Source organism: Streptomyces marincola, from assembly GCF_020410765.1.
In the GTDB taxonomy this organism is placed as follows: domain Bacteria; phylum Actinomycetota; class Actinomycetes; order Streptomycetales; family Streptomycetaceae; genus Streptomyces; species Streptomyces marincola.
Map to the genome: position 1 here is coordinate 4,166,428 of NZ_CP084541.1, position 24,348 is coordinate 4,190,775.

Genomic DNA, 24,348 nt, shown 5'->3' on the forward strand with positions numbered 1-24,348 from the left:
CGGCCCGCCTCTTGACGGGCGGTCGGCCACTCTGCCGGAACGTCCGCGCGCGCGGGCGCCGGCCCGGGCCGGTGGGCGCCGCCGCCGGGGGTGAACGGACGGAAAAAACGGACAGAATTCCACACGCTCCGAGCTCTTGACTGGGAACATCCCTGTACATACGCTCCCACATGTTCATGGTTGTCCACGTACAAAAAGAGCCGGTGTGCATCAATGAAGATCGCAGTTGTCGGAAGCTACGGGGTCGGTCTGACCATGCGGGTGCCCAAGGCGCCCGCCGCGGGTGAGACCGTCTCGGACGGCGCCTTCGCCGAAGGCCCCGGTGGGAAGGGCTCCAACCAGGCCATCGGCGCCGCCCGCCTGGGCGCCGACGTCTCCTTCCTCACCGCCGTCGGCGACGACGCGTACGGCCACGCCGCCCGCGCCCTGTGGGAGCGGGAGGGCGTCGACGCCGGTCAGGTGGTGACGGGGCGGGGCGCGACCATGGTCGGCTTCATCCTGGTCGAGCCCTCGGGCGAGAACCGCATCGCGATCGCCCCCGGCGCCTTGGACGAGCTGACCGCCGACTCGGTGGCGGCGTTCCGCCCGGCGATCGCCGCGGCCGACGTGCTGGTCGTCTCCATGGAGATCCCGGCCGACGCGGTCAGCGCCGCCCTGCGGATCGGGCGCGAGGAGGGCACCAACACGCTCCTCAACCCGGCCCCGGCCCGCCCGCTGGCGGACGAGGACTGGCCGCTGATCGACGTGCTCACCCCGAACCAGACCGAGGCACCCGTGCTGCTCGGCCTCGCCGAAGGCCACGGCCTCGGCGACGCCGACCTGGTCGCCGCGCTGCGCGCCCGCACCGGCGGCTCCGTGGTGCTGACCCGCGGCGGCGCCGGCGCGCTGGTCGCCGACGCGGCCGACCAGGGCGGCGCCCCACAGGTGGTGCCCGCCCGCCGGGCCGCCCGGGTCGTCGACACCACCGGCGCCGGCGACTCCTTCACCGCCGCGCTGGCCACCGCCCTGGCCGGCGGCCAGCGGCTGACCACCGCGGTCGGCTTCGCCGCCGCGGCCGGCGCCCACACGGTCTCCGTGGCCGGTGTCATCCCCGCCCTCCCCACCCGGGAGCAGCTGAAGACCGAGATTGGAACCCCCTGATGACCACGACCACCGCACCGGCGCGGGCGTCCTTCGACTTCCGCGCGCTCCTCCAGGCCCGCGAGTCCGGAGTCTTCGCGGCGCTGGTACTGCTCTTCGCCCTCGGCACCGTGCTGTCGCCCAGCTTCGCGTCCTCCGACAATCTGCTCTCGGTGGGCCAGCAGATAGCGCAGATCGGCATCATGGCGATCGGCGCGACCTTCGTCATCGTCAACGGCGAGATCGACCTCTCCGTCGGCTCGATCTACGCCCTGTCGGCGATCACCACCGGCATGATCATCTCCGAGGGCGGCGCCTGGCCACTGGCCATCCTCGCCGGCCTCGCGGTCGGCGCACTGGCCGGGCTGCTCAACGGCCTGGCCGTGGTCGGGCTCGGCGTCCCGTCGTTCATCGTCACGCTGGGCACGCTCAGCGTCTACCGCGGTGTCGCGCTGCTGATCTCCGACGGCGCGCCGATCTCGCTCAGCTCCAGCCAGGACGGCGTGGCCGACTTCAACCTGCTCGGGCAGGGCCGGCTGTTCGGCGTGGTGCCGATGCAGTTCGTGTTCTTCGCGCTGATCGCGGCGGTCGGCATCCTGCTGCTGTCCCGCTCCCGTCTGGGCTTCAACACCTACGCGGTGGGCGGCAACCAGGAGGCGGCCCGCCTGGTCGGTATCAACGTCAAGCGGGTCAAGCTGACCGCGTTCGTGCTCTCCGGCTTCACCGCCGCGGTCGCCGGCGTGCTCGGCCTGTCGTTCCTCTCCTACGTGCAGGGCGTCACCGGCAGCGGCCTGGAGCTGACCGTCATCTCCGCCGTGATCATCGGCGGTGCGGCGCTCTTCGGCGGCTCCGGCACGATGTGGGGCACCGTGATCGGCGTCGCCTTCATCGGTCTCCTGCAGAACATCCTCAACATCAAGGGCATCTCGTCCTTCTGGCAGACCATCGTCACCGGCCTGGTGATCATCGCCGCGGTGGCCGCCGACACCTGGCAGCGGAAGCGCAAGACCCGGGCGTGACCGCCCCCTCCCCGCCCCGCGCAGCCCACCGCCCCGTGCCCGGACACGACAAAGGAGTTCCGATGTCCCCTCGCACCACCGCCCGCCGCATCCTGGCAGCCGGCGCCCTCGCCGCCACCGCGCTGACCGCCAGCGGGTGCGGCATGATCACCGCAGAGAACGGCGGGTCCACCTCCTCGGACGGCGGGTTCCAGCTCGCCGACCACATCCAGGACCGCATCGACGACGGCCAGCCGATGCGCATCAAACTCAGCTACCACGACCCGTCGCTCGCCTTCGCCGCGCCGATCAGCGCCGGCATGGAGCGGGCCGCCGACGAGTTCGGCGCGGACGTCCAGTTGATCGGGCCCACCGGCGGTGACGCCGCCCAGCAGGTCTCGGAGCTTCAGACCCTCATCCAGCAGAAGTCGGTGGACGGCCTCGCGGTCTCCTCCTCCTCCAGCGACGCCCTCAAGCCGGTGATCGCGCAGGCGTACAACGCCGGCATCCCGATCGTCTCGTTCAACACCGACAACCCGGACTCCCAGCAGATGGGCTTCGTCGGCCAGGACCTGCGGAGCTCCGGCGCCGCGGAGGCCGAGGAACTGCTGAACGTACTCGGCGAGGACGCCACCGGCAAGGTCGTCGTCTTCTCCGTGGACACCGGCGCCGGCTGGTCCCACGACCGCTTCGGCGGCTTCGAGGAGGCGCTCGCCGACTCCGGCCTTGAGGTGGTCGGCCCGGTCAACGTCGGCAACGAGCCCAACGCCGCCTACAACACCGTCGAGTCCACCATGTCCGGCCAGTCCGGAGTGGCCGCCATAGCCGGCCTGGACTGCTGCTCCACCACCGCCGCCGCGCAGTGGGTCCAGCAGTCAGGCAACGCCGACGAGATCGCCGTGGTCGGCTTCGACCTGCTGCCGGCGACCGCCGAGTACATCGAACGCGGCGTCGTCGACTTCACCATCAGCCAGAACCCCGCAGAGCAGGGCTACCAGGCGGTGAAGGTGCTGCACGACTTCCTCGTGGACGGCGCCGAGATCGGCGGCGTCGACACCGGCTCCCAGTTCATCACCGAGGAGAACCTCGCCGACGCCACGGTGGAGGGCTGATGGCCACCCGCACCGCACCGACCGGGCGGCCCACCGCGGCCGGGGACGGCACACCCGCCGTCAGCGTCCGGGGGCTGAGCCGCAACTTCGGCCCGGTCCGCGCCCTGACCGACGTCGGGTTCGACGTCCCCACCGGCGAGATCACCGCGCTGCTCGGCGAGAACGGCGCCGGCAAGTCCACCCTGCTGAAGATCCTCGCCGGCCTCCAGCCGCCCAGCTCCGGCACCGTCACGGTGTTCGGCGAAGAGGTCACCACCTTCGACCCGAGCACCGTGCTCAGCCGGCACGGCGTGGCGATCGTCCCGCAGGAGCTGTCGCTGCTGCCGGACCGCAGCGTCGCCGAGAACGTGCTGGCCGGCGTCGAGCCCGGGCACCGCTGGTTCCCCTCCCGCCGGCAGATGCGGGACCGCACCGCGGAACTCCTCGGCGAGCTGGAGCTGGACCTGGACCCCAACGCCACCGCCCGGTCCATCGACCTGGCCACCCAGCAGCTGGTCGTGGTGGCCCGCTCCATCGCCCGCGGCTGCCGGGTGCTGATCCTGGACGAGCCGACCGCGATGCTCACCCCCGCCGAGGCCGAGCGGCTGTTCGCGCTGATGGCGCGGCTGAAGGCGGCCGGCACCACGATGCTCTACGTGTCGCACCGGATGCCGGAGATCTTCCGGCTCACCGACCAGATCGAGGTGCTGCGGGACGGCAGCCACGTCGCCTCCTGGCGGACCGCCGAGACCACGCCCGACCGGGCCGTCGCCGCCATGGTCGGCCGGGAACTCGGCCAGTTCGAGGAGCGGGAGCGACGCGGCCGGCCCGACCGGCGGCCCGCCTTGGCGGTCACCGGGCTCAGCGGCCGCCGGCACTCCGACATCACCCTCGACGTGCGCCCGGGCGAGATCCTCGGCGTCGCCGGGCTGCCCGACTCCGGCCGGGTGGAGCTGCTGCACAACATCTTCGGCGGCGACAAGGGCACCGGCGGCACCGTCGAGGTGCTCGGCACCGACTACCCGCGGCGCGACCCGATCAGCAGCGTCGAGCGGAAGCTCGCCTTCGTGCCCGGCGAGCGGCGCGCGCAGGGTCTGCTCACCACGATGAGCGTGGGCGAGAACATCGGCGTGCTGACCACCGGCACGCTCAGCCGGTTCGGCTTCGTGCGGCGCCGCGCGTTCGACCGGGACGCCGGCGAGCGGGCCACCCGGATGCGGGTGAAGACCGCCAGCCTGAACCAGCCGATCACCAACCTGTCCGGCGGCAACCAGCAGAAGGCCGTGCTGGCCCGCTGGCTGGCCATCGACCCGGGCGTGCTCATCCTCGACGAGCCCACCCGCGGTGTCGACGTCGGCGCCAAGGCGGAGATCTACGAGCAGTTGTTCGCGCTGGCCGAACAGGGCCTGGCGATCCTGTGCTCCTCCTCCGACCTGCCGGAGCTGCTCACGCTCACCGACCGGATCGCCGTGCTCAGCCAGGGCCGGCTGGCCGACGTGGTGGACACCGCCACCGCGACGGAGGAGTCGATCATGGCGCTCGCCACCGGCATGACGACGGCCGACGGCGACCCGCCGGCGGAGTCGGCCGCCTGACCGGCCCACCCACCAGACCCAACCCCCACCCATGGAAGGACCGCGACGATGAAGCGCACGGGAATCCTCAACGACCGCCTCAACGGCGCCCTCGCCACCCTCGGCCACACCGACCTGATCATGGTCGTCGACGCCGGTTTCCCCATCCCCCGCGACGCCCACCGCGTCGACCTCGCCCTCGCCGAGAACCTGCCGGACCTGCGCACCGTGCTCGGCCTCATCGCCGACGAGCTGGTCGTGGAGGGCGTGGTCCGCGCCGACGACGTGCCCAGCAACAACCCGCGGCTCGACGAGTGGCTCAAGGAGCGGTTCGCCGACGCCGAGTTCACCACCCGCACGCACGCCGAGATGCTCGGCGGGACCGCCCGGCAGGCCAAGGTCATCGTGCGCACCGGCGCGTTCGAGCCCTGGGGCAACATCGGCCTGTTCTGCGGCGTCGACGTGCCGAAGTGGTTCGGCGGCGACGGCGTCATCGCGCCCGACTACTACGCCGACAAGCTCTGACCGCCGGCCCCACCCCGGGCCACCCCTCGCACGCACCGCACAACAGCACGCACCGTACAGAGAGACGACCTGACGTGACGGAAACCCTCACCACCACGGATCTCCAGCCCGCCGAGCTGGCCCCCTACATCCAGCACACCCGGATCGACGCCGACGCCACCCGCGACGACATGGTCGCCCACGCCCGGGAGGCCGTCACCCACGGCTTCAACGCCGCCATGGTGTCCGCCTCCTGGGTGCCCCTGGTCGCCGCCGAGCTGCGGGGCACCGGCATCGAGGTCGCCTCCGCCCTCGACTTCCCCACCGTCGGGGTGATGACCAGCGCCGGCAAGGCGGCCGAGGCGGCGGAGATCGCCCGGCTCGGCGCCACCCAGCTCGACATCGGCGTGCAGGTCGGCTGGCTCAAGAGCGGCCGGTACGACGACTTCCGAGAGGACATCGCGGGCGTCGTCCGGGCCAGCGGCCTGCCGGTCAAGGTCATGCTCGAACTGCCCCTGCTCACGGAAGCGGAGAAGCAGGCCGCGGTCGAACTCGCCATGGAGGCCGGCGCGAAGTACCTGAAGAACGCCAGCAGCGGGCAGATCGAGACGGCGAACCCGGAGAGCATTCGATACCTTGTCGAGCGGGCCCGTGACGGAGTCCTCGTCAAGGCGTCCGGTTCGATCAAGACCTACCGGCAGGCGCTCGACCTGCTCCGCGCGGGCGCGGTCCTGCTGGGCACCAGTGCCGGGATCTCGATCGTCACCGACACCGGCGACGAGAGCACCACGAGCTACTGACCGCCCGTCCCGTGGTCCCGGCCGGCACACCCGGCCGGGACCGCGGGCGTCGTGCGCGCGGGTCGGTGAGGGCCCGCACGCACGCTGACACGCAGGGATACGGAGAGAAGAGCGACCGTGAGCGCCACGCCGAACGAGGCGGACCGCCCGGACATCAAACGGGATGTCCCCATGGCGATCCACGCCCAGATCTCGGAACACATCAGGTCGCGCATCGCCATGGGCGAGTGGCCCGCGCACTACCGGCTCAAGAGCGAACCGGAACTCGCTCAGGAACTGGGCGTCAGCCGCGGCACGGTGCGCCGCGCCCTGGCGACGCTGATCGAGGAGGGGCTGCTGCGGCAGGTGCGCGGCCGCGGCACGTTCGTCACCTCCACCACCATCGAGCCCGCCATCGCGCAGAAACTCACCACACTCTCCGAGGACTTCGCCCACCAGGGCGTCGTCACCAGCACCGACGTGCTGCGCTGCTCGCTCATCGAGCCGCCCCGGCCGGTCGCCGCGCTGCTCGACATAGTGCCGGGCGCCACCGTGCTGGAGCTGGTGCGGCTGCGCCGCACCGACGAGGGTCCGGTCGCGCTGCTCTACAACTACGTGCGCACCGACGTCACCCCCGGAATCGAACGCGTCGACTTCACCGGCGCCAGCCTCTTCGGCGTGCTGGAGGGCACCTACGGCCTGAAGATCGCCACCGCGCGCCGCACCTTCAGCGCGGAACCGGCCGCCAGGGACGTGGCCGACGCCCTGGAACTGACGCCGGGCGCGCCGGTGCAGTACCTCCAGCAGGTCACCTACCTGGCCGACGACCGGCCCGTCGAGTACTCCGACGTCTGGATCCACAGCGGCCGCCTGCACGTCACCTCGCTCCTCTCCCGCCGCTGATTCCCGCTGCGCGGGGCGCCTCCGGCGAGAGGAGCGCGGCGCGCGCCGCCGCGCACCTGCCGGCCATCCGCACCGCCGAGTCCGCCGCACGTTCCCGACACGCCGAACACAGAACGCGCGCATGAACCGGTTGTCCGGAAGATCCCGCAGCGACTCCACCCTGGCCCGGTGCGCCGCGCGCGCTGCGGCTATCGCGGAGCGCTCCCTGGACTGCTCACGGCTCCGGCTCTGCTTCCCCCGACTCGCCTTCCCCACCACACCCCCAGCAACTTCCCCATCACACTGACGCAGCCCCATCCGACCGCCCAGACGCGGCTGTCGCCCGAAGGCCACCGGAGATCGTCCGGAACGGCACGGCTGATCCGTTGAGGCCCGTGGCGTTGCCGCAACGGCTACTGCACCAGCGCGGCGAGGGCCTGGTCGGCCATCCGCACACCCATCGTGGCCGCGATGGTGGTGCCGGCCTCCAGGAGCTTGTCCTTGAGCTGGGTGGCGAACTGGCGCAGGCGACCCGGCTCGGGGCTCTCGGAGGTCGCCTCGGCATGGAGGTCCTGGGCGACGCGCTCCAGCTCCAGGCGGTCCGTCTGCGACACGTCCAGGGTGGTGCTGACCTGGCCGATGTACCCGGCGAGCTGGGCGAACAGTGTCGGGTCGGCGCGGCGACCACCACCGCGTCGATGCCGCGGCGGGCCACGAGGCAGTCAAGGGTCTGGCGCACGGCGTCCGGAAGCGTCTGCTCCTCGGCGGGGAAGGGCTGTCGGCGTGGCTCGGCGGCGGCGTCGATCCGCAGACGGTCGCCAAGCGCGCCGGGCACAGCGTTGCGGTGCTGCTGCGGGTGTACGCGAAGTTCGTCAACAACAGTGACGACGCGGCCAACGCCAGGATCGCGGCACGCCTCGGGGAGCCGCGCCGCGGCCTCTAGAAGGCGCGAAACTGTCCCACAAATACCCCACACGCGCTGGTCAGGACGCGGAATCCGGTGGGACGAAGTGGGACATTAGCCGCATTGCGCCTGCGGAGTGTTCGAAAGAACGAGAACGGCCCCCGGCTGCGTTTCCGCAGGCCAGAGGCCGTTGTGTTGGAGTGGCGGCGCCAGGATTCGAACCTGGGAAGGCTGAGCCGGCAGATTTACAGTCTGCTCCCTTTGGCCGCTCGGGCACACCGCCTCGCAACGCGGTAAACGATACCTGATCCCCCGGGGTGGTCCGCCACTCGGTTGTGCGGGCGGATTCGGGCACGGGCCGTTCCGCTCGGTGAGGCGGGCGACGATCTTGGCGTTGGCCGCGTCGCCGCTGCTGTTGTTCGGTACGTGCCGGCTTTCGGTGGCGGCGGGAGGCGGTGGCCATGTGTGTCGCTCGAAGGGCGGGGTGCGTGCCGGTTCTGGCCGGTGCTGTGGTCCGGCCCTGCGTGGCCGCTGGTCAGTCGCGGTGGGAATGGGTCGGGTGGTCCGGTTACCGGTTGCGGGTGGCGAGGTGGCTCAGGGGGTTGCCGCGGTGGTGGTGGCCTCGATGACCGTGTCGGGGGCGTGGGGCATGAGGGCGGCGGGTTCGAGCAGGAGGATGGCGTCGGTGCGCATGATGGGGTGGCGCAGCACCAGAGCCCGACGGTCCGCGGGAACGGCCCCGCGGGTGCGGGGAGCAGACCCCCAGGTGATCGATTCCGTGAGGTGCTGTTCCCCGTGCGCCCTCTCGACATCGGGGGGCATCGGGAACGCGGGGCGGGCCGTGTTCGGTCTGGGGCCTGTTCCGGGCCGGGTACGCCGCATCGACCTTGGCGGTGGGCGGGGCGAGGTGTCGGGCTCGGGTGCGTCGGTTCACAGTGGTCCGGCCAGGACCGGTGGGTAGGGGATTGTCCGGCTCTCCTGCTGGAATCGGTGAGAGAAGTCCCCCATCACCGCGGCGACCGGGGCGTGGCGGGTGAGGATCGCCGCGACCGACGCCGGGATGTCGGCGGGGATGGTGCCCTGGGCGCATGTGCGCACGAACGCCCGGCGTTCCTCGGGCCCGTGCCCGTACAGAGCGACGGCCAGCCAGTTCACCAGGTGCGTGACGCTGTAGCACTGGTCGTAGGTGAGGTGCTGGTCGAAGAAGTGGACCTCGTCCTGTGCCAGCTCGAAGCGGGAGGAGATGGCGAGGCCGTAGTCGGCGAAGAAGAGCCGCCGGCCGTCGGTCAGGATGTTGCGGAAGTGGGTGTCGAAGTGCAGCAGCCCCTGGGCGTTCATGAACGAGATCCCGGCCCGCAGTTCGCTCTCCACCATGGCGCAGGCCCGCTCCGCCGCCTCGGCCCCGGCGTTGATCTGCCCGCCCAGCCAGTCGTGCAGGTTCCGCGGGATGTACTCAAGGAACAGCAGCAGGCTGGCCGACGAGCGCTGAAGGCCCTCGATCCGGCCGCGCACCTCCGGCCCGCCTCCCCAGTGGGCGACGGCCCGTTCGACATCGGCCAGTTCCTCGGGGAGCGGATGGCCGGAGTCGGTGAGCACCCGCCAGTGGTACATCAGGGGAAAGCCCTCGTGGTCGCCCGCGATGACCCAGTTCGTCGTCATGGTGTGCACGGCCAGTTCCCGCCAGGCGCCGAACCCCGGGCTGCCGATCCTGCCGATCCCGTAATGGCAGAAGTCCGGCAGCTGGAACAGGTTGGCCGTGGAGTGAACGTTCTCCGGCCGCCGTTCCAGGTCGGTCAGGCGTATCCGCTTGACGAACACCGGCGTTCCCGCGACATCGAGCAGCAGGGTCGTCCCGCCGATGCCGGAGCCGATCGGTGGGGCGGCGTCGACGAGTGCACGCAGTCCGCGGTCACCGCGCAGTGTCAGCGCCGTGGAAACGGCACCGTGGGCGGCCAGCCGCGCACCGCGCGACATGTCGGGGATGGTCACCTGTGCCTCCAGCCGCCCCCGCCTCTCGCGCAGCACGCCGACGAACGCCGGGCAGGAGCTGCCGCCACCCTTTCACGACGTGGAGCCCCGCGTGTGCGCCGCGGGCCGCGGTGGCCATGCCGTGCCCGCCATCGCCGGTGGACGCCGTCGCCTCGCCCGGCTCAGCGGTTCAGCGGACCTCGCGGCGCGCGGGCCGTCGAGCCGCCGCGCGGCGGGGGGACGCCTGCCGCCGACGTGCGTTTCCGTCGACGGCAGACTGGAGGCTCGCACTGGACATCCCGAGCGCACGAGTGCAGAAGAACGTTCCGTCGCCGCCCTGGCGGACCCACGTGCTCCCCACCGGGTCCGCACGTCACGAATGAGTGAGGAAGCGTGAACAACTCCCTCCCGGTCGTCCTGGTACACGGTTTCTGGCACGGCAGTTGGTGCTGGGCCCCGGTGGCCGAGCAGTTGGCCGGCCGCGGGATCCAGTCGGTCGCGGTCGACCTCGACGGACACGGGCTTCGCGGCCCCAGGTTGAGCAGTCGATGGGCGCGGCCGTTCGACGCGGAGGCGTTCGCCACCGAACCCTCACCGGTCAGGGGCATCACCGCGTCGTCCGCGGCGGCCTCACTCGCTGAGACGATACGGACGATCGGTGCCGGCCGGCCGTGTCTGGTGGTGGCGCACAGCATGGGCGGTGCCGTCGCCACCGCACTGGCGGAACTCGCTCCGGAACTCGTCGGCGGGCTGGTCTACGTGTCCGCGATGGCACCGGTGAGCGGGATGCCGGCGGCCTTCTACGGCACCTGCCCCGAGAGCGCCGGTGAGAAGCTGTTCCAACTCCTGGCGGCCGACCCCGCGGTGGTCGGGGCGGCTCGCATCGACTTCGGCGACCCGGACCGCCGTGACCAGATCAAGGAGGTCTTCTACAACGACGTCGACGACCGCACGGCGGATGCCGCGATCGCCCTGCTCAGTCCTGATGGTTCGGTGGGCATCCCCGATGAGGCACTGACCGTCACCGCGCGGCGTTACGGCGGCGTCCCGCACGCCTACGTGACCTGCGCCCGCGACAACGCCGTCCCCCTGGCGCTGCAACACCGGTTCATCAAGGAGATCGACGCCGTGTCGGCCTCCCCGACGACGGTCACGGAACTTGATTCCTCCCACTCACCTTTCCTGTCCCAACCTGCCGCACTCGCCGCGGCGATCGCCGGCATGACTGCCCTGCGGCGGACTCGGTGAGGTGTCGCCTCCTGCGGTGTCCCGGCGCGAGACGGGGCTCGGCTGCTCGACCATCCGTGTGAGAAACGTGCGTCGGCGTCGAGGCCCCACCGCCCGCGTGCACGGTGGCGAGTCGCGGGACGCCGGGGCGCGGGTGGCGGTCCTGGGCCGGTGGGCCCGGGACCGCCACGCGCGGACCGTTCCGGTGGCTTGCGGTCAGGAGGTGAGGTAGGCGTCGATGATGGTCTGGGTCGTGGTGTTGCCCTGGGCGTCGGTCACCTCGGCCCGCAGGGAGACGCTGCCCCCGGCGGGCGGGTTGGCGACCTGGGCCGCGCCGGAGACCAGCGGGGCCTGGGTCCAGGTGGTCCCGCCGTCCGCCGAGTAGGAGACGGTCAGCGACTGGTGGCCGCCGTTCGCCGCGGACCCCTGAACGGTCACCGGGATGCCGGTGGTCTGCCCGCCGGGCAGGGTCGAGTCGAGCCCGAGGCCGGGCGTGAACCGGACCACGCTGAACGGCAGCGCGACGGGCGTGTCACCGGAGACCTCCGCCGAGGTGAAGGTGGCGTCCAGAACGACGCGGGTGCTCACCGCCGAGGGCGGGATGTCGCCGTCCGAGTCGTCCCGGTCGAACTCCCAGACCAGCCGGTAGTCGGCCTCGCCGGCGGGGACGTCGAAGTCCACTTCGTCGAGCCGGGTGTAGCTGCGCCCGTGGACCTGGCCGTCTCGGTACAGCGTGGCGAACAGCTCCCGGTAGCCGGTCGTCCCGCGGTGGCCGCTTCCGTCGGCGAAGGGGTAGAGCCGGGCGGACAGGGTGTTGCCCTGCCGGAAGAGCCCGTCGTCCGCCCCCAGCACGGGGCCGAACACGCCCGCGTTGAAGGTGTAGTCGTAGGTCTCACCGGCCTGGTACGCGACCGGGTCGGCGACCAGGGTGACCTCCTCGAACCGTCCCCTCATCTGCCGGAACTCCAGGCTCCAGGGCTCGGTACCGCCCTGCACCCACACCTCGGTCGTGGTCGGCAGGGGCCGTTGCACCGGGGTCGTCCAGCTCGTCACCGGCGGCTTGACGACGATCATGCCGTCGCGGTCGGGCAGGGTCGTGCCCTGGGCCACGTCGATCCGGGCCAGTTCGGACAACGGCATCTCGCGGTCCAGGCCGGTGTAGAAGGAGCCCGTCCGCTGGTCCATCGGGTGGTATTCCTTGCCGTCCGCGTGCAGGACCGCCTTGGCGTAGGAGCTGAACTCCCAACCCGCGTCCAGCTGTCCGATCTGCGCGGTGCGCAGCTTCTCGGTCGGGGAGGAGACGGACAGGTAGTTGTGCGCGCCCAGATCGCCCTCGGCCGCGCCCACGCTCCGGTAGCCGACGCTGAGCGAGGCCAGGTCGGCCTCGGGGTCGGGCACGCTCAGGGACATCGGCTCGGCGACGGTGGTGTCGAAGGAGAGCGTCATGTCCTCGACCGGGACGAAGCTGGGGTCGACCAGCCACACCCTTCCGTTCGGCGCTCCGTTCTCGCCGGTCTCCCGCACGATCAGGTCCATCGTGTAACTGCCGTGCGGCAGCACGATGTCCCGGGAGGAGCCGCTGGAGAACTGGTGGAGACGCCCGGTGCGCACGTCCGCGAAGAAGATGGTCCAGGCGGTCTCCGGCTCGCCGTCGGCGCCCAGGACCTCGACGTCGAAGTCGAAGTCGGCCTGGTCCAGGTTGAACGCGCCCGGTGTGGTGACGGTCTGCCCGCCGCCGGTGGCGGTGACGGTCATGTCGTAGAACCCGTGGCCGGTGCCGGCCGGGGCGAGATCCGCGACCACGGGCACTCCCGCCGTGCCGCCGGCGGGCACGGTGACCTGGTCGTCCTGGAGGGTGAACGTTCCCGCGGGCGCGGCGGCGCCGTTGGGGCCGCGGGTGGCCAACTCCAGGTCGAGGGTGACCGGTTCGTCGCCCAGGTTGCGGTAGACGAGGTCCCGGGTGATGGTCGTCGGGTTCGGCGACCACTCCACGCTGCCGAAGCTGATCGACACCGGGTCGGCCACGACCGTCTGCTCCAGCGCCGCCGCGACGTCGATGCGGCCGGCGCCCTGCTCGAAGGCGCTGTAGTCGCCCGGGACCGCGGACGCGGTGAGGGCGGCCTTGATCTCCTCGCCGCCCCACTCGGGGTGCGCCTGCTTCAGCAGGGCCGCCGCGCCGGCGGCGTGCGGGGAGGCCATCGAGGTGCCGTCGAGGGCGACGTAACCGGGCGCGAGGGCCGGGTTGGTCGTCTCGGCCCGGCTGCCGGGTGAGGCGGCGGCGCCGATGTCAACGCCGGGCGCGGTGACGTCCGGCTTGATCGTCCCGTTCAGGTACTGGGGCCCGCGCGAGGAGAAGTCGGCCAGCACGTCGGACTTGTCGACGGCGCCCACGGTGAGCGCCGACTCGCTGACCCCCGGGGTGCGCAGGGTCCGGGTGCCCGGGCCCTCGTTGCCCGCCGCGATGACGAAGAGCGTGTCGGACTGGGCCGACAGGGCGTCGACGGCGTCGTCCAGCGGGTCGTCGAGGTTGTCCGTCGGCCAGCCCAGGCTCAGGTTGACGATGTCGGCCTGCTCGTCGACGGCCCACTGCATGGCCTCGATCACGTCCGACTTGAAGCCGGAGCCGTTGTCGTCGAGCACCTTGCCGCTGAGCAGTTGGGCGCCGGGGGCCACGCCCGTGTACTGGCCGGAGGACATCGCCCCGGTGCCGGCCGCGATGGAGGCGACGTGGGTGCCGTGGCCCCGCCGGTCCGCGGTGTCGGCGGACGCCGAGAAGTTGACGTGTTGCAGCACCTTGCCGCTGACGTCCGCGTGCTGGGTGGTGATGCCGGTGTCGAGCACGGCGATGGTGACGCCCGTGCCGTCGTACCCGGTGTCCCAGACCTCGTTCGCGCCGATCTGCGAGACGCTTTCGTCCAGGGCCTGTTCGACGATGCCGTCGAGCGAGACGGACTCGACGCCCGTTCCCGAGGTGAGTGCCGCCCAGATGCCGGCGGCCTCATCGGCCGAGACGGTGAGCGCCTCCGCGTCGATGACGTCGAGATCGGCGGTGACCTCCGCGCCCTCCGTTCCCGGCAGGTCCTCCGCGCCCTCCGCGTCGTCGTACCGGACGATCAGCGGCAGGCCGCCGATGTCCCGGTACTCCTCGCGGCTCAGCCCGTCGACGTTGAACAGCGCGCGGTCCAGGACGCCTTCGTTGATGAGCGGCACCGCGTCCAGGGGAATCGCGTGGACCTCCCCCTCGATGGTCGCGGTCCGCACGGGTATCGACTCGCGTCCCTCGGCGGGTATCAGCCCGGCGAACTCGCCCTGGCTGTCGATGAGTACGCGGTCACCGGTGATCAGTGTCAGGGTCCTGCCGTCCCCGGCCGCGATCTGCTCGGCCGTTCCCCGGACAGCCTGCACCTGTCCGGAGGCCGGTCCTGCCAGCCCGAGCGCCAGGGCGGTCGCCGAGGCGACGGCCACCGCCCCCGTGAACGCTCCTGACCGTTCTTTACGTGTGCGTAACATGGCGCTGGTGTGCTCCCTTTGCGTTGGTGTGCGCTTTCGGGGAGTTCTGTTCACGATCTCCCCGCAAGAGTTTCGGCGGGAGCGGAGGGTGCAAAACCGAAAAGGTGTGTGAGGAGGCTAACGCCCTTGTTCGAATACTTTGCCGTCGTCACGGGCACGGATCGAGCCCGCGAGAGGGCGGGAACGGCGCGGTGGCGGGCTCGGGGCGCGGTGCGGGACGGGTTCCCCGTTACTGAATGAATCGTTATACTCCGCAGCCGGCAACGGCTATGCCGGGACGCGCCACGGCTGCTGACACCCCGTCGTCCGCCCGGCGGAGAGCGAGGCAGCGGTGCCGGGGGAGACCGCCGGCACGGCAGCCCGGTTTCCCGAGAGGGAACGCCCCCTCCACCGCGACGGGACGCCGGGCCGTTCGCACGTCTCGCGGACGAGTGCCAGGGAGGCGGCCGGACGGCCCCGTCAACCCCAGGCGAGCAGCAGGACGCTGCCCACCGCCAGTACCGCGCCCAGGTACTGGACGCGGCGGAGCCGTTCCCCGAGGAGGAAATGCGCCAGCAGCACCGTGCTGATCGGGTAGAGGGAGGCCAGCAGGCCGACGATGGCCAGGGCGCCGTCCTTGACCGCGATCAGGAACAGCACGCTCGATCCCATGTCGAGCACTCCGGCGAGCACTGCGAGGCGGGCGGGCCGGGGCTGGAGCCGGACCGACGTCCGCCTGGCCAGTCCGATGCCGAGCAGCAGGGTGAGAGAGGCACACCGGGCGAAGACCAGCGGCCACAAGCTCGATTCGCTCGGAGTGCGCGCGAGGAAGACGAAGAAGAGCCCGAAGCCGGCGCCGGCGACCACGGCGAGCCCCACGCTGCGCAGTGCCTTGCCCCGGTTCCTGTCGCCGGCCGAGTCGTCGCCGGTGAGCGACACCAGGAGTACCGAGGCCAGGGCGCAGAGCACGCCGACCACGGCGAGCGCCGTGAGCCGGTCTCCCAGCATCACTCCCGCGACAACCGGCAAGGCCGCCGCAGCAGCCGCCGTCGTGGGCGCGACGAGGCCCATCACCCCGTTGGCCAGGGCGTGGTAGAGCAGAATGGCGCCGGTGCTGCCGCACAGCCCGGCGAGTCCGCCCCACAGCGCGTCGGGCAGCCCGGTGTCGCCGCGGGAGAGCAGCCCGGCGAACGCGAGCGCGGTCAGCAGACCCGCGGCGTTCGACCAGCAGACGACCACGAAGGCGCGGGTGTGCTTGGCCGCCAAGCCGCCGGCGAAGTCGGCAGCACCGAGCACCATCGCCGAGGCGAGGGCCAGGGACAGGTTCAACGAGGACTCCTTGCGGGGGAAGCCGGGTGGCCCATGGACGGAGGGCCGCCCGGTCCTGGGTCGATCACCCCTGTGGGTGGCTTGTCAGGTAGCCGCCCATGGTGCGGAAGAAGTCGGCCGCGCGGTACTCCGCACCGTCGTCGGTACGCAGCCGTTCGACGACGAGTCCGCGCTCGGTGCCCCGGCGCGCGCCGGGGCCGCAGACGACCGCCACGCCGTCGCCTTCGGGGCGGAACACACGGCCGACCGTGCCGCCGAGCCGGGCGCGGGACTCGGCGGCGTCCAGGATACGGATGCGCCGGCCCTTGTAGTAGGCGAACGCGTTGGGGTACGGGTCGACCTGGGCGCGGACCAGGTTCACGATGTCCCGCGCGGGCAGGGTCCAGTCGATCCTGCTGTCCTCGACGGAACGCTTGTGAAAGAACGTCGCCTGTTCCGGGTCCTGCTTGAGCCAGTCCGTCCGGCCCGAGCCGATGAGCTCGATGGCTTCCAGAGTCGCCGGGGCGAACAATTCGACGGTCTTGTGGAACAGGTCGGTGACCGTGTCGCCGTCCTCGACCGGCACGCGCTTCTGTACGACGATGTCCCCGAGGTCGAAGTCCTCGTTCATGAAGTGGACGGTGACGCCGACCTCGGACTCGCCGTTGACCAGCGCCCAGTTGAGGGGCGCGAAGCCGCCGTACCGAGGCAGCAGCGCGTCGTGGATGTTGATGGCTCCGTACGTGGCGAGGCCGTAGATGTGCGGAGCGACCCAGGTGCGCCAGTCGGAGGAGACCAGCAGGTCGGGCCGCAGCCGCTTCAGCTGCTCGGCCACCTCGCCGTCGTTGGCGTACTTGCGCTCCAGGACCGGTAAGTCGTGTTTCCGGGCGAGGTCGACGACGGAGTCGTTCCAGATGGTCTCGTAGGCGTGGTTGCTCATCGGGTGCGTGATGACGAGGGGCACCTCGTGCTCCGACTTCAACAGGGCATCGAGGACGCGGTGTCCCCACGTCTGGTAACCCATGAAGACAATGCGCATGTGTTTCCTCGCTTCCTCTGCTGTCAGGGCCGCGTGAGCGGCAGTGCCCAGACGTAGGCGAAGCCCGCGCCCGCCTTGTGGTCGAATGTGTCGCCGCTCTCATAGGTGGCCAGCGAGCTGTTGTACCGGGAATGGGGCGAGCTGCGGCCGACGACGGTGCAGGTGCCTTTGTAGAGCTCTATGTCGATGTCGCCCGTCATCCGGGGTTGCAGGGTGGAAACGAAGCCGTCGAAGGCGCGGCGGAGGTCGGAGAACCAGTAGCCGTAATAGGCGAGTTCAGCGTACCGCAGGGCCATCGCCTGTTTGTGGTGGAGAACCTCGCGGTCGAGGACGATCGATTCCAGTTCCTCGTGCGCGGCCATGAGGACTGTCGCGGCCGGGGCCTCGTACAGGCCGCGCGTCTTGAATCCCACGAGGCGGCTCTCGACGATGTCGACGCGGCCCACACCGTGGCGGGCGGCGATCCTGTTGACCCGGCGCACCACATCGGCGAACGTCAGCTTCTCGCCGTCGACGGCGACCGGGACGCCGCCCTCGAAGCCGAGGCGAATCCGCTCCGCCCGGTCCGGTGCCGACTTCGGGTCCGTGGTGAGTTGCCAGGCGCGGGCCGGCGGTGCCTGGGAAATGTCGTCCAGCTCACCGCATTCGATGCTCGTGCCCCATATGTTGGTGTCGATGCTGTAGGGGTTCTCCTGGTTGACCGACACCTCGATACCGTGCTTGCGCGCGTAGGCGAGTTCCGAATCGCGGGAGGTGAGTTCCCAGTCGATGACAGGAGCGAGCACTTTCAGGCGGGGGTCGAGCGCGGTGACGCTGGTGTGGAATCGCACCTGGTCGTTTCCCTTACCCGTGGCTCCGTGCGCCACCGCGTCCGCGCCCTCGGCGTGCGCGATCTCGACCATGCGCTGCGCGATCAGCGGCCGGGACAACGGAGCCGCGACCAGATATTTGTTCTCGTAGCGCGCGTGGGCTTGCAGGGCGGGCAGCGCGAAGTCCTTCAGGAACCGGTCCGTGAGCGACTCGACGCGGACCTGCGAGGCACCGGTGCGCACCGCGCGCTCCCGCACGGTGTCCAGGGACTCAAGCTGGCCGATGTCCGCGCAGAACGCGATGACCTCGGCGTTGTACCGCTCCTTCAGCCAGTGCAGTGCCACGGAGGTGTCCAGTCCTCCGGAGTAGGCGAGCACGATCTTCATGCGTCCTCCAGGGAGATGAGACGGGCGGATGAGTTCTGAGCGACCGCTCAGGACCGCGTGACGGGGGGAAGACCGGCGGTGGCGCGTTCGAGCACCTCCGCGAAGTCGCCGCCGTCGACGATCTCGCGAGCCGCCCGGAGCGTGTCCGACAGAGCGCTGTCGAGCCCGCGCCGCGTCCGGTCGAGCCACGCCGTGTGGTCCTCCACCGCTTCGCGCAGTTCCGCACGCACGGCCTCGACGCTGTGCGGAGACGTGCCCCCGGGGCTGGTGTAGCTGGTCAGCGCGGTGCGGGGGGCCAGGATGTGCGCGAGAACGGACTCCGCGACCGGGTGGCCGAGCCCGGTGAGTATCTCCGCTCCGGCCTTGGTGTCGCGCAGGGTCGCACCGCGCTTGAGCAGGGCCCCCACGAGGGAGCCCGTGATGTGGTGCGCCTCACGGAAGGCGATCCCGTGCTCCGCCACGAAGTGGTTGGCGAGTTCGGTGGCCGTGGAGAAGTTGTCCCAGCACAGGTCCTCGCCGCGCTTGCTGTCGAAACGCAGGCCCTTGGCCTGCCCGGTGAAGACGCGCAGCGTGGACAGGTAGGTGTCGATGGCGTCCCACAGGTACGGCTTGTCGTCCTGGAGGTCGCAGCTGTAGCCGAGGGTGATGCCCTTGGCCATGGTGAGCAGTTGGACGAGCGTGCCCGCGGTGCGCCCTGCCCTGCCCCGGGCCAGCTCCGCGACCACCGGGTTCTTCTTCTGGGGCATGATCGAGCTTCCGGTGGCATAGGCGTCCGAAACCTCCACGAGGGAGTATTCGTGCCCGCTCCACATGACGATTTCCTCCGCCATGCGGGACAGGTTGCTCCCGCCGATCGCGAAGGCCGCCGCGCTCTCCATGAGGTAGTCGCGGGCGCTCGTGGCGTCCAGGGCGTGGCTGAGCACGCTGCGGAACCCGAGCAGCCGCGCGGTGAGCTCGCGGTCGAGCGGGAACGACGTGCCGGCCAGCGCGCAGGCGCCGAGCGGTGACTCGTCCGCACGGTCGAACGCGCCGCGCAGGCGCCGCACGTCGCGCAGCAGCATGCTGGCGTGCGCGGTCTTCCAGAAGCCGACGGACACCGGCTGCGCGGCCTGGCTGTGCGTGTAGCCCGGCAGGATCGCCAGCAGGTCGTCCTCGGGGAAGGAGAGCAGTACATCGATGAGCGCGAGATTGGCGGCGACGGCGTTCACGTGCACGCGGCGCAGATACATGCGGGCGTCCGTGGACACCTGGTCGTTGCGGGACCGCGCGGTGTGCATGTGGCCGCCGGTCTCACGCCCCAGGTCCTCGATGACCATCTGCTCGATGTTGAAATGGACGTCCTCCAACTCGGGGCGCAGCTTCAATTCCCCTCGCTCGTGCTCCTCCCAGAGCCGGAGCAGCGAGCGGAGAACGGCCCGAGCGGTCTCGCCCGGGATGATTTCCTGACGGCCGAGCATCAGGACGTGCGCGATGTCCTGCCACAGGTCCGCGAAGATCAGGCGTACGTCGACGTCCGTGGTGAGGGTGTAGTCGAGGACGTCCGGAGTGATGTCCTCGTCGAAGCGGCCACCCCATAACTTTTCTGTCATCAACGATCCTCTGTAGATGAAGGTCGAACGGGAAAACGCCGAATACCACGGGCAATTCCGGCGGCCGTGGGCAGGCGAAGGATTCACGGGGCAGGGGTCGGACCAGTGGCGGCCCGGCAGCGCGACCCGGGGAACGCCCCAAAGCCCGTCCAGGACGCGTCGGCCGGGTTCTCGTGTCGCGGACCGCCGGTTCACCCCCGTCCGCGGCGGCAGTATGGGAAAAGCGCCTCCCTCGCTTCTCACTTCCGCGCGCCTCGGTTCCTCATCACGGGCGAGGGCAGCGCCCGAAGAGGACGGCCACGAGCATTGCGGTTGTGTGAAACCGTAGTCAAGTGGCCGTAACAGCGGCGCACAAGATCTCGCATCCAGAACGGCCGGATCGCGCCCCGCCATTCTCGGTCACTCGTATCGCGTGGGAGTTGTGAAGGCCCAGGTCGCGATGTCGGTCGCCGGTGGGGAGGTGCGTAGGTCACCGGGGTCCGGAAGGCGATCAGCCGCCGGAGGCGAGCGCCCCGCCCTCACGAACCCCGGTACGTCCTGGCTGTTCCCCGCCCTCGGCCGCCTCTCCCCGGACAGCCCACCGCCCCGCCCGGGGCGTTCGGTGGTGCGGGCGGGGCGGCGGGCTGTGCGTCAGCCGGGTGCGGGGCTCAGGGGGTGTACTCGACCCACGCCTCGACGGGGGTCGTGCCGGGCGGGCAGTAGACCTGGACGCTCCAGTAGCCCGTGTTCGGTCCCGCGACGTTGACGCTGCCGTCGGAACAGGTGACCACGGCCCACCACTGCGTGGTACCGGTGGCGGAGCAGGCGACGTAGAAGTACCACTGGTTGCCGTCGTAGTTGAAGGACGGGTTCACGCAGTTCACGTTCTGGGCGCTCATGTCCTGCGCCTGCGCCGAGCCGGTCGACAGCGTGGCCGGAGACATCTTCTCCCCGACCACCGTGGTGGAGGGGGAGGCCGACGCGTGCGCCGGCCCGGCCAGGGCCAGCGATGCCGCCGCGACGGCGAGTAGGGACCCTGCGAGTTTCCGTAAGCCCATGACGCCCACCTCTGCACTCGGTTCGTCCCGCGCCGCCACGGTGTCCGGCGCGGCTCGCTCGGCATGTTATGGGCATTCCGTGCAGATGTCGTGGCGCAGTTGGGGTGGCCGGTCATCGTGAGCCATGGGGGAATTGGCGGGTACGCGTCTTGCCCGGCTGCCGGACGGGCGGAGGCCGCGCAGCGTCTCGGCCGGAACGCCGCCTCGCACGGCGGAGTGGCGCGCGGACCCCGCCCGGCTCGGGCGCGGCGGCGGGCAGGGCTCGGGCGGCTGACCCGGACAAGTGAGTCAAGCCTTACCTTTCCGGGGATTCGGCCGCACAGTGGAGGCCGGGCCGAGGGGGTGCCCGCCGTTGCCGCAGCTCACCGAGGGTGCCGCGAGGCAGGTCCGGGCGGAGCGGGCGAACGTGGCCGCCATGTACAGGCTGCTCGACGAGCGGGCGGCGGCTGCGCGGGCCCAACTGGCGGACGTCCTGAGGGCTTCGGCCGGCACCGCGGCTGAGGCGTGCGAGCGCGATGCCGCCGCCGAGCGCCTGGCCCGCCTGCTGCGCCGCCTTGAGGTGGCCGATGAGGGGCTGGTGTTCGGCCGGATGGATGGCGCGGACGGAACCGTTCCGCACATCGGACGACTGGGCCTGCGCACGGCCGACCGGGACCTGCCGCTGCTTGTCGACTGGCGAGCGGAAGCGGCGCGGCCGTTCCGCGCGGCGACGGCCGCCCACCCGATGGGGTTGCGCCGGCGGCGCCACCTGCGGGTCGAGGAGGGTGCGGTGCGCGGGCCGAACGACAACCGCTCGGCGGTTCAGCGCCGTTGCCAGGCGGCATCATCGGCGACGGTCCGCTGCTCGATGCCGTGGAAGCGCGGCGCCGTGCGCCTCCGCCCGCGGGAGGTGGGTCCCGATCGCGTCGACCATGGCGTCCCGGTGCTTCGGCGGTGCGAGGAGCCGGCCGACGCGCGGCGCGGGAACGTTCCACTACACGTTCTTCAAGGCCCTGGCCGTGCGTCCGGCCGACGGAGCCGCCTCTGGCCGGTGACCGCCACCGTCGCAGGTCCCGCGGGAGTCGCACGCGGTACCGGCACCGGCGTTCCGGCGGTTCGCCGCGGTGCGAATCTACCCTTGCGTCAGAGTAGGGATCGGCCGGTCCGTCGTCGCCGGTGCCGCCCTCCCGGCCGTTCCCGGGCCGCGCCGTGCCGCCCGGGTGCGCGCGTCCGCCCGTTCACGCCGTGGCGTCGAGCCGCCTGCGGAGTGTGGCGGCGAAGTCCTCCGCCATGTCGAGGCGGGCGCGGAGGGTTTCGCAGCGTGCTTCGGAGATCTTGCGGTAGGCGTCGAGGCGTTCCCGCAGGCGTGCCCTCTCGTCCTGGCCGGGTGGGCCGTCGGTGGCGGCCAGGCGGTCGGTGATCTCCAGCAGGTCCCGCATCTCCTCCAGTGAGAAGTCCAGCGGCTTCATCCTGCGGATCACCATCAGCCGGTCCACGTCCGCTTCGGTGTAGAGGCGGAAGCCGCCCTTGCTGCGGGCGGAGGGGACGACCAGGCCGACCTCCTCGTAGTGCCGGATCGTGCGCAGGGACAACCCCGTGCGCTCGGCCACCTCGCCGATCTGCATCTGCCGCTCGGTCATCGCCGCGCCCGCTCCCATCCGTCCCGTTCCATCGCTCCGCTCCGCCCCGGCCCGGCCGCCCGGCCGCGTGCGGGCGGCCACGGCCCCGGGCGGGGCGTTCGCCCGTTCTTCACCGGCCGGCGGCAAACCCTTCCCTCACGTTAGGGTAGAGTCTTGGTGTGCCTGCCCCGGGCCGCGCGGACCGGGGCCCACACCCCGGGCCGGACGCCATCCGGCTCGCGGTCGCCCCGCGGCATCCGCGGACTCCCGGGCAATGATGCCCGAACCGCGCCCGGCGCGGACGCCGGGCCATCCAGCCGGACGCGGGCGACCGGCCACCTCCGCCCCCGCTCACACCGCGGAGCTGAGCACGACGTGCGCGCGTCGGGGGACGCGCGCGTCCCCCGAACAGAAACGAACCACACACATGTCCCAAGCACTGCCCGCGGCCGGGAAGGCGCGCTGGTCCCGCCCCGACTTCCTGGCCTCGCCGAGGGTGCTGCGCACCGAGGTGCTGGCCGGCCTCGTCGTCGCCCTGGCCCTGATCCCCGAGGCGATCTCCTTCTCGATCATCGCCGGCGTCGACCCCAGCGTGGGCCTGTACGCCTCGTTCACCATGGCCGTGGTCATCTCCGTCGTCGGCGGACGCAAAGCCATGATCTCCGCCGCGACCGGCGCCGTCGCCCTGGTCATCGCACCGCTCAACCACGACCACGGCCTGGGCCACCTCGTCGCCGCGGTCATCCTCGGCGGCGTCTTCCAGATCGCCCTGGGCGCGCTGGGGGTGGCCAGGCTGATGCGCTTCGTCCCCCGCAGCGTGATGGTCGGCTTCGTCAACGCCCTGGCCATCCTGATCTTCATGGCCCAAGTCCCGGAGATGACGGACGTGCCCTGGGCGGTCTACCCGCTCATCGCCGCAGGACTGGCCCTCATGGTCCTCTTCCCCCGCATCACCAAGGCGATCCCCGCCCCCCTGGTCGCCATCGTCACCCTCACCGTGATCACGGTCGCCGCCGGCATCGCCGTCCCCACCGTCGGCGACCAGGGCGAACTGCCCTCCTCCCCGCCCACCCCCGGCCTGCCCGACGTGCCGTTCACCTTCGAGACCCTGACGACCATCGCCCCCTACGCCTTCGCGCTCGCGCTGGTCGGGCTCATGGAATCGCTCATGACGGCCAAGCTGGTCGACGACATCACCGACACCCGCTCGGGCAAGACCAGGGAGTCCATCGGCCAGGGCATCGCCAACGTCGTCACCGGCTTCTTCGGCGGCATGGGCGGCTGCGCGATGATCGGCCAGACCATGATCAACGTCAAGACCTCCGGCGCCAGGACCCGCCTGTCCACCTTCCTCGCCGGCGTCTTCCTCCTCGTCCTCGTCGTGGCCCTGGGCCCCGTGGTCTCCGACATGCCCATGGCCGCCCTGGTCGCCGTCATGATCCTGGTCTCGGTCGCCACCTTCGACTGGCACTCCATCCAGCCCGCCACCCTGAAGAAGCTGCCCGTCAGCGAGACCGTCGTCATGGCGGTGACCGTCATCGTCGTCGTCGCCACCCACAACCTCGCCATCGGCGTCGTCGTGGGCGTCATCACCGCCATGATCGCCTTCGCCCGCCGCGTCGCCCACCTCGCCGAAGTCTCCGGCGTGGTCGACCCCGACGGCAGACAAGCCGTCTACGCCGTCACGGGCGAGCTGTTCTTCGCCTCCTCCAACGATCTCGTCCACCAGTTCGACTACGCGGAGGACCCCGACGACGTCGTCATCGACCTCTCCGACGCCCACATCTGGGACGCCTCCACCGTCGCCGCCCTCGACGCCATCGAAACCAAATACACCAAACGCGGCAAGAAGGTCACCATCATCGGCCTCAACGCACCCAGCGCCGCCATACGCGACAAACTCGCCGGACACCTCACCGGCAACCACTGAACGCGGCGGACACCCCGCGGCACCGGCCGGTGCGCCGCGACCGCCGCGCCGGGCGGCTGAGTCGACCCCGCTGCCGCACCTCATGGTGACTCCGCGCGGTCGAACGCTGACGGCCG

The 24,348-nt window shown here is 71.2% G+C and carries 19 protein-coding genes and 1 tRNA gene; 10 read left to right on the forward strand and 10 right to left on the reverse strand.

What is annotated here, in order from left to right; translation table 11 throughout:
• Positions 1–213: 213 nt before the first annotated feature.
• From LC193_RS18265 to LC193_RS18295, 7 genes are all read left to right on the forward strand, one after another.
• Positions 214–1,140: a ribokinase gene (locus LC193_RS18265; protein ID WP_226075585.1), complete on the forward strand. Its 927-nt coding sequence runs from the start codon at positions 214–216 to the stop codon at positions 1,138–1,140.
• Positions 1,140–2,138, forward strand: a complete 999-nt coding sequence (locus tag LC193_RS18270; RefSeq protein WP_226075587.1) for an ABC transporter permease — start codon at positions 1,140–1,142, stop codon at positions 2,136–2,138. Before LC193_RS18265 ends, LC193_RS18270 begins: the two co-directional genes overlap by 1 nt.
• A gap of 62 nt (positions 2,139–2,200) precedes the next feature.
• Positions 2,201–3,229, forward strand: coding sequence for a sugar ABC transporter substrate-binding protein (locus LC193_RS18275; RefSeq protein WP_226075589.1), 1,029 nt, complete (start codon positions 2,201–2,203; stop codon positions 3,227–3,229).
• Positions 3,229–4,803: a sugar ABC transporter ATP-binding protein gene (locus tag LC193_RS18280; RefSeq protein WP_226075590.1), complete on the forward strand. Its 1,575-nt coding sequence runs from the start codon at positions 3,229–3,231 to the stop codon at positions 4,801–4,803. The genes LC193_RS18275 and LC193_RS18280 overlap by 1 nt, the downstream gene beginning before the upstream one ends.
• Before the next feature lie 48 nt (positions 4,804–4,851).
• On the forward strand, positions 4,852–5,307 hold the full coding sequence (gene rbsD / locus LC193_RS18285; RefSeq protein ID WP_226075591.1) for a D-ribose pyranase: 456 nt from the start codon (positions 4,852–4,854) through the stop codon (positions 5,305–5,307).
• A 74-nt stretch (positions 5,308–5,381) separates the two neighbouring features.
• Positions 5,382–6,086: a deoxyribose-phosphate aldolase gene (deoC, locus tag LC193_RS18290; RefSeq protein ID WP_226075592.1), complete on the forward strand. Its 705-nt coding sequence runs from the start codon at positions 5,382–5,384 to the stop codon at positions 6,084–6,086.
• Between the two features lie 117 nt (positions 6,087–6,203).
• A complete protein-coding gene (locus LC193_RS18295) occupies positions 6,204–6,968 on the forward strand; it encodes a GntR family transcriptional regulator (RefSeq protein ID WP_226075594.1) in 765 nt (254 codons plus the stop codon).
• Between the two features lie 392 nt (positions 6,969–7,360).
• Here the strand turns inward: LC193_RS18295 and LC193_RS18300 are convergent, their stop codons facing one another.
• On the reverse strand, positions 7,361–7,561 hold the full coding sequence (locus LC193_RS18300) for a hypothetical protein (RefSeq protein ID WP_226075596.1): 201 nt from the start codon (positions 7,559–7,561) through the stop codon (positions 7,361–7,363).
• A gap of 50 nt (positions 7,562–7,611) precedes the next feature.
• On the opposite strand from LC193_RS18300, the gene LC193_RS29115 reads away from it, so the two are divergent.
• Positions 7,612–7,890: a hypothetical protein gene (locus tag LC193_RS29115; protein WP_318842167.1), complete on the forward strand. Its 279-nt coding sequence runs from the start codon at positions 7,612–7,614 to the stop codon at positions 7,888–7,890.
• A gap of 162 nt (positions 7,891–8,052) precedes the next feature.
• Here the strand turns inward: LC193_RS29115 and LC193_RS18310 are convergent.
• Positions 8,053–8,134 (reverse strand) — tRNA-Tyr (locus LC193_RS18310).
• Positions 8,135–8,781: 647 nt separating this feature from the next.
• Positions 8,782–9,825: a protein kinase family protein gene (locus tag LC193_RS18315; protein WP_226078716.1), complete on the reverse strand. Its 1,044-nt coding sequence runs from the start codon at positions 9,823–9,825 to the stop codon at positions 8,782–8,784.
• 387 nt (positions 9,826–10,212) lie between these two features.
• Between LC193_RS18315 and LC193_RS18320 the strand changes: the two genes are divergently transcribed.
• Positions 10,213–11,067: an alpha/beta fold hydrolase gene (locus LC193_RS18320; protein WP_226075598.1), complete on the forward strand. Its 855-nt coding sequence runs from the start codon at positions 10,213–10,215 to the stop codon at positions 11,065–11,067.
• Between the two features lie 195 nt (positions 11,068–11,262).
• On the opposite strand, the gene LC193_RS18325 is transcribed toward LC193_RS18320, so the two are convergent.
• The 7 genes from LC193_RS18325 to LC193_RS18360 all read right to left on the reverse strand — a co-directional run bounded on the left by LC193_RS18325 (position 11,263) and on the right by LC193_RS18360 (position 22,323).
• Positions 11,263–14,556: a S8 family serine peptidase gene (locus tag LC193_RS18325; protein ID WP_226075601.1), complete on the reverse strand. Its 3,294-nt coding sequence runs from the start codon at positions 14,554–14,556 to the stop codon at positions 11,263–11,265.
• 459 nt (positions 14,557–15,015) lie between these two features.
• Positions 15,016–15,864 carry a DMT family transporter gene (locus tag LC193_RS18330; protein WP_226075604.1) on the reverse strand — a complete coding sequence of 283 codons (849 nt, stop codon included), beginning with the start codon at positions 15,862–15,864 and terminating at the stop codon, positions 15,016–15,018.
• Positions 15,865–15,928: 64 nt separating this feature from the next.
• Positions 15,929–16,882 (reverse strand): methionyl-tRNA formyltransferase, encoded by a 954-nt coding sequence (locus LC193_RS18335; protein WP_226075608.1) that lies wholly within the window; start codon positions 16,880–16,882, stop codon positions 15,929–15,931.
• A gap of 23 nt (positions 16,883–16,905) precedes the next feature.
• Complete coding sequence (locus tag LC193_RS18340; RefSeq protein ID WP_226075609.1) at positions 16,906–18,078, reverse strand: argininosuccinate synthase; 1,173 nt, start codon at positions 18,076–18,078, stop codon at positions 16,906–16,908.
• Between the two features lie 47 nt (positions 18,079–18,125).
• A complete protein-coding gene (gene argH / locus LC193_RS18345; protein WP_226075611.1) occupies positions 18,126–19,667 on the reverse strand; it encodes an argininosuccinate lyase in 1,542 nt (513 codons plus the stop codon).
• Between the two features lie 647 nt (positions 19,668–20,314).
• A complete protein-coding gene (locus LC193_RS18350) occupies positions 20,315–20,704 on the reverse strand; it encodes a hypothetical protein (RefSeq protein ID WP_226075613.1) in 390 nt (129 codons plus the stop codon).
• Between the two features lie 1,217 nt (positions 20,705–21,921).
• Complete coding sequence (locus tag LC193_RS18360; RefSeq protein ID WP_226075615.1) at positions 21,922–22,323, reverse strand: MerR family transcriptional regulator; 402 nt, start codon at positions 22,321–22,323, stop codon at positions 21,922–21,924.
• Positions 22,324–22,729: 406 nt separating this feature from the next.
• Between LC193_RS18360 and LC193_RS18365 the strand changes: the two genes are divergently transcribed.
• Positions 22,730–24,232: a SulP family inorganic anion transporter gene (locus tag LC193_RS18365; RefSeq protein WP_226075616.1), complete on the forward strand. Its 1,503-nt coding sequence runs from the start codon at positions 22,730–22,732 to the stop codon at positions 24,230–24,232.
• Positions 24,233–24,348 lie beyond the last annotated feature (116 nt).